Raw genomic sequence first — 4,235 nt, 5'->3', positions numbered from 1 at the left:
TGTAAAGGTAATGACTTGGCAGTTCCGGATACTCCTTTCGAAGGCTCTTGTAGGTCTCCTTTTTCAGCCGGTAAAAGCTGGTTACATTGTTCTCAAAAGCGTGAGTGATGAGAAAGTTCACGATTTCCCGGTAAGTTTTGAAGAGGACATCTAATCCTTCGGGTGTTTCTTTGAGTTTGAATTTTGCCGTTAGCTTAATCGTCTCTGAGGGCATTCTTTACCGCCTCGACGAGGCGTTTTTTCTTATGAGAACGAGCCCCGTAAAGCTTTCCAGCGAAGGAGGTTACGATGGATAACAAGTCCTCAACGAGTTCCTTTTCTGGTGTTTTCTCCTCATCGTCGAAGATTACTTCAATCTCAACGCCGTGTGAGTTGAAGTATTGTTCGAGGTATTTGAAGCCGAAGCGGGTGAGCCTGTCCCGGTAAGTTATGACGACTTTAGTAACTTCTCCGCTCTCGACGAGTTTGAGGAGCTGTTTTAATCCCTTCCTGTTCTCGTTCAGGCCTGAGGAAATATCGGTAAGGATTTTAGCCACTTGATAACCTCTGGATGAGGAGTAATTCTTGAGGTATTCGATTTGTCTTTCTAAGTCTTCCTTCTGGTCTCGGTTTGAAACTCTTGCGTAAATGACGACTTTATCGGGGATTTTGCCCTCAAGAATTCTCTTAATTTCACTTTCTGGAACTCGGTATTCTTTGCCAACCCGATACGCCTTAATCTCGCCGGATTTTATTTTCCTAATTAGTGTCGGCTTGCTGATGCCTAAGAGTTGTGAGGCCTTGCCCGTCCGATAAAGCCTCATACCCCACTCCACCAAAATGAATTATGAGATAAAAACACTTAAACTTTACGCTTTTAACCCTTTATAAAACAGCCACCGAAACCCTTTTGAGCTTCGCCAGAGTAATGGGGCCTCGAAGAGGCCACTGTAAACAATCCTATTAAGAGGGGGTTTCACGTTGCCCTCCGCCCTTGGAGGGTGGGGAGGAGTCTGGACACGCTGAGTTTGATGCCATCGCCATGAGAAAAATTTTTTAATCTTTGCCATCATGTTAAACTTTGGTGTTTAAAAATGGGGAACCGGAGCTTTCTCACCGAGCAGCAGATTAGGATACTCCGTTTGCGAGCCAGGGGGTTGAAGCAGAGCGAGATCGCCGAGATGCTGGGCACGAGCAGGGCCAACATAAGCATCCTTGAGAGGCGCGCCCTTGAGAAGATAGAGAAAGCCAGAAACACCATTCTCATCTGGGAGCAGATAAACTCCAAGATAAGCGTTGAAGTGAAGAAGGGGGAGGACATCTTCAACGTCCCGGAGATGCTCTTTCAGAAGGCTGACGAGCTCAAGGTTAAGGTTCCCTACAGCACCGCTGAGGTGATAGCTTTTCTCGTGGAGCACGCCCCGATAAGCGACAGGATAGCGAAGCGCGACTTCACGCTCTTCCTTGATGCAAAGGACAGGCTCAGAATAAGTGAGTGCCTACTTGAGGACTTTGATAAGGTAGGGTAGCAGGAGCGACGTGAAGACGCCGTTCAGGGCCATGGCCAGGCCGCTCACCGCACCTGCCAGCTCGTCTTCGACGATTATCCTCGCCGTCCCGAGACCGTGTGAACTGACGCCCATTGCCAGTCCTCTTGCTATCCTGTCCCTCACCCTCACCAGGCCGAGTAGCTCGGGGCCGAGGGCGTTTCCCATTATCCCTGTCAGTATCACGAGGACCGCGGTTAAAGCTGGAATGCCCCCTATCTTCTCGCTTATGCCGATCGCTATGGCGGTGGTAACACTTTTGGGGGCTATGCTGAGGAGAACTTCCTCGCTTCCGCCGAGGAGCCTGGCGATGTAGAATGCGCTGAGGATGGCGACCGTTCCGCCGATTGCTATTCCGAGCGCTATCTCCCTCGCGTAGGCCCTTATGGTCTCCCTGCCCTTGTAAACCGGAACTGCCAGACTCACGACCGCCGGCCCGAGGAGGAACTTGAGTATAACCGCACCCTCCATGTAGCTCTCGTAGGGGATTCCGAACCACTTGAGAATGGCCGCTATGGTTATTATGGAGAGGAGAACCGGGTTGGTATAGAAGGCCCTTTTCCTGGCGTGAAGCTCCGAGAACAGGTAGAAGACCACCAGGGTAAGGGTTATTCCGACCGGGTTCATTTTTCCTCCCTCCTGAGGAGTTCGACCGTCTTCGCGGTGACGACCAGCGTGATCAGGAAGCTCAGTATCAGGGCAACGAATATCGGCACCGCTTGGCTCTTTATCAGGCCGAGGTAGGTGACTATCCCGACGCCGGGAGGGATGAACATGACGCTCATGTTTCTGACGAAGGACTCGGCCTCACCCTCCACCCACTCCAGTTTGATGGCACCTGTGAGCAGCGCGCCCAGGAGGAAGAGCATGCCGAGCACGCTCCCCGGAATCGTCAGGTTGAGGACATAGGTTGTAAACTCACCCAGCGCGTAGAAGCCGAATATTATCGCCAGTCCGCGGTAGGGCCTCATGCTCCAATCTAGGATACCCACATATAAAAGCATCCCGGGTGATGCGAAAGACCAATAAGCCCCTGCCGCGTAACACTAGTGGTGATACCATGATCATGAGGAGCTACCGTTTTCCGGGTCGCTACGGTCCTGAATGGGGCAGCGGTGGAATTTTTGGGCTCAAATACCACAACGGAACACTGTATTTCACACTGGCCTTTGAAGCCGAGGCCCACTTTGTCAGGGATGGACGGGAAAAGGTCTACGACTTCACCCTCCTCGGTGATGCCCCGACCAGCGGCGGCGACACCTACAACGCGGTCGAGACGGTTGACGAGTTCATATACTTCGGTGGCTGGGTTCACGCGCCGGCGGTTTACCGCGAGGACAGAAGGATACTCTTCCACAACAAGTACTCCCATGTCCACGTCTACGACACCGAGAACGACTCCATAAGGCTGCTCTGGAAGGATTCCATTCACCACGAAACCGACTGGGCGGGGGAGGTGAGCGATATTATATACGACCCCGCCAACGACAGGCTCCTCATCGCGAGGGAGGACGGCCATACGAACCTGGGTGTGTACGCCGTTGACAGGCGTACTGGAAAGGCGGAGGCTTTGATTCACGAGCCGTCCCTCAAGGGAACGATCGTTCACGACACTGCCTTTTTCGGCATCGGCAGCAACTTCACAGAGGGCCTGAGGGAGATAAGGGCCCTTGATCTGATAGGGGGTAAGTGGGAGGCTTTCAGGCCGGGTGAGAGCGTCGACGGGCGGCCCTACATAAGGCCCGAGTACGGCCCGCTGGCGAGTGCCTACAACAGGGCTTTTGCCTTCGTTCGCGGCGGAATAATCGCAGGAAACCCCTTTATGGGAGAAGATTTTCGCTTTTTCCGTCTCTTTGAGTTCTACACCTTCTACGCCCCGTTCAGGGTGAACGCGATAAACGTTGGGGGAGGCATCCTTACGGCCTACAACGCCCACCACGACGCGGCTTACCGGAGGGACTCACCTGACGCCGGCATAGAATGGACGTCAACGAACACCATAACAGGCCCCAGCGTTCTCATCTACGTCGCCCCCCCGATGGTTAAAATAGTCGGGGCCTTTGGTGCCAGGGTCACGAGCATAGAGAAGATGGACGGGAAGCTTCTAGTGGCGACCAACACCACCCCGAACACGGGTGCAACCGAGGCGACGCCCTTTGACACCGGGGGCAGGGACGTGGTGGTTCTCGACGAGAAGGTTGTTCAGGAAAAGCCTCCCGCGGTGAGCTTCTCCCTTCCGCTCGCGCTTCCGAGCATGGTAAAGAACCTGGGCGCCGGAACCTTCGGTGGAATCCCGCTCGACGGCTATCGGGAGCCGAGAATGGTTCTCTACCTGAGCGGGGACAACAGGCTGACAGTTCACGAATACGACCTGGCACTGCCGGCGGGAGACGCCGTGAGCGAAACCTTCGACGTGAGGGCCGGAAAGAACGTGCTCGACCTGAGTTCCTTCAGTGGCATCGTGAGCTTTGAGCTAGAAAAACCGGATATGAAGGGAAAGATAAGAATAGAGCTCGTTTGAGCTCCCATTTTTTATAGCTTGAACTTGCTTATTATCGACCTCAGCTGTGTTACTATGTCCGTGAGGTCTCTGGCGGCTCTTTCGAGTTCTTCTGTTGCTGCAGTTTGTTCTTCTACTGCTGAGCTGACTTCTTCTGCTGAGGCGGTGGTTTCTTCAGCGCTGGCGGCCAGATTCTCAAGAGACCTCAG

Annotated in this window: 5 protein-coding genes and 1 pseudogene; 2 read left to right on the top strand and 4 right to left on the bottom strand. The window is 53.6% G+C overall.

The window, feature by feature from the left end:
- A pseudogene (locus E3E51_RS13205) lies at positions 1 to 214 on the bottom strand (RNA-guided endonuclease TnpB family protein); the annotation flags it as partial.
- On the bottom strand, positions 195 to 803 hold the full coding sequence (locus E3E51_RS12875; RefSeq protein ID WP_167913515.1) for an IS607 family transposase: 609 nt from the start codon (positions 801 to 803) through the stop codon (positions 195 to 197). The pseudogene E3E51_RS13205 and the gene E3E51_RS12875, both read right to left, overlap by 20 nt.
- Before the next feature lie 270 nt (positions 804 to 1,073).
- Here E3E51_RS12875 and E3E51_RS12870 point away from each other — a divergent pair, with 270 nt between their 5' ends.
- On the top strand, positions 1,074 to 1,508 hold the full coding sequence (locus E3E51_RS12870) for a Tfx family DNA-binding protein (protein ID WP_167913514.1): 435 nt from the start codon (positions 1,074 to 1,076) through the stop codon (positions 1,506 to 1,508).
- Here the strand turns inward: E3E51_RS12870 and E3E51_RS12865 are convergent.
- On the bottom strand, positions 1,479 to 2,153 hold the full coding sequence (locus E3E51_RS12865; protein WP_167913513.1) for a CidB/LrgB family autolysis modulator: 675 nt from the start codon (positions 2,151 to 2,153) through the stop codon (positions 1,479 to 1,481). The two genes, E3E51_RS12870 and E3E51_RS12865, sit on opposite strands and share 30 nt — an antisense overlap.
- On the bottom strand, positions 2,150 to 2,497 hold the full coding sequence (locus tag E3E51_RS12860; RefSeq protein ID WP_167913512.1) for a CidA/LrgA family protein: 348 nt from the start codon (positions 2,495 to 2,497) through the stop codon (positions 2,150 to 2,152). The genes E3E51_RS12865 and E3E51_RS12860 overlap by 4 nt, the downstream gene beginning before the upstream one ends.
- An 89-nt stretch (positions 2,498 to 2,586) precedes the next feature.
- Here E3E51_RS12860 and E3E51_RS12855 point away from each other — a divergent pair, with 89 nt between their 5' ends.
- Positions 2,587 to 4,047 carry a DUF2139 domain-containing protein gene (locus E3E51_RS12855; protein ID WP_167913511.1) on the top strand — a complete coding sequence of 487 codons (1,461 nt, stop codon included), beginning with the start codon at positions 2,587 to 2,589 and terminating at the stop codon, positions 4,045 to 4,047.
- Positions 4,048 to 4,235 lie beyond the last annotated feature (188 nt).

It is taken from the genome of Thermococcus sp. 21S7 (genome assembly GCF_012027615.1).
Taxonomy (GTDB): Archaea; Methanobacteriota_B; Thermococci; order Thermococcales; family Thermococcaceae; genus Thermococcus.
The sequence above is the reverse complement of the archived record's forward strand: the minus strand, read 5'-3'. Positions and strand labels throughout refer to the sequence as shown.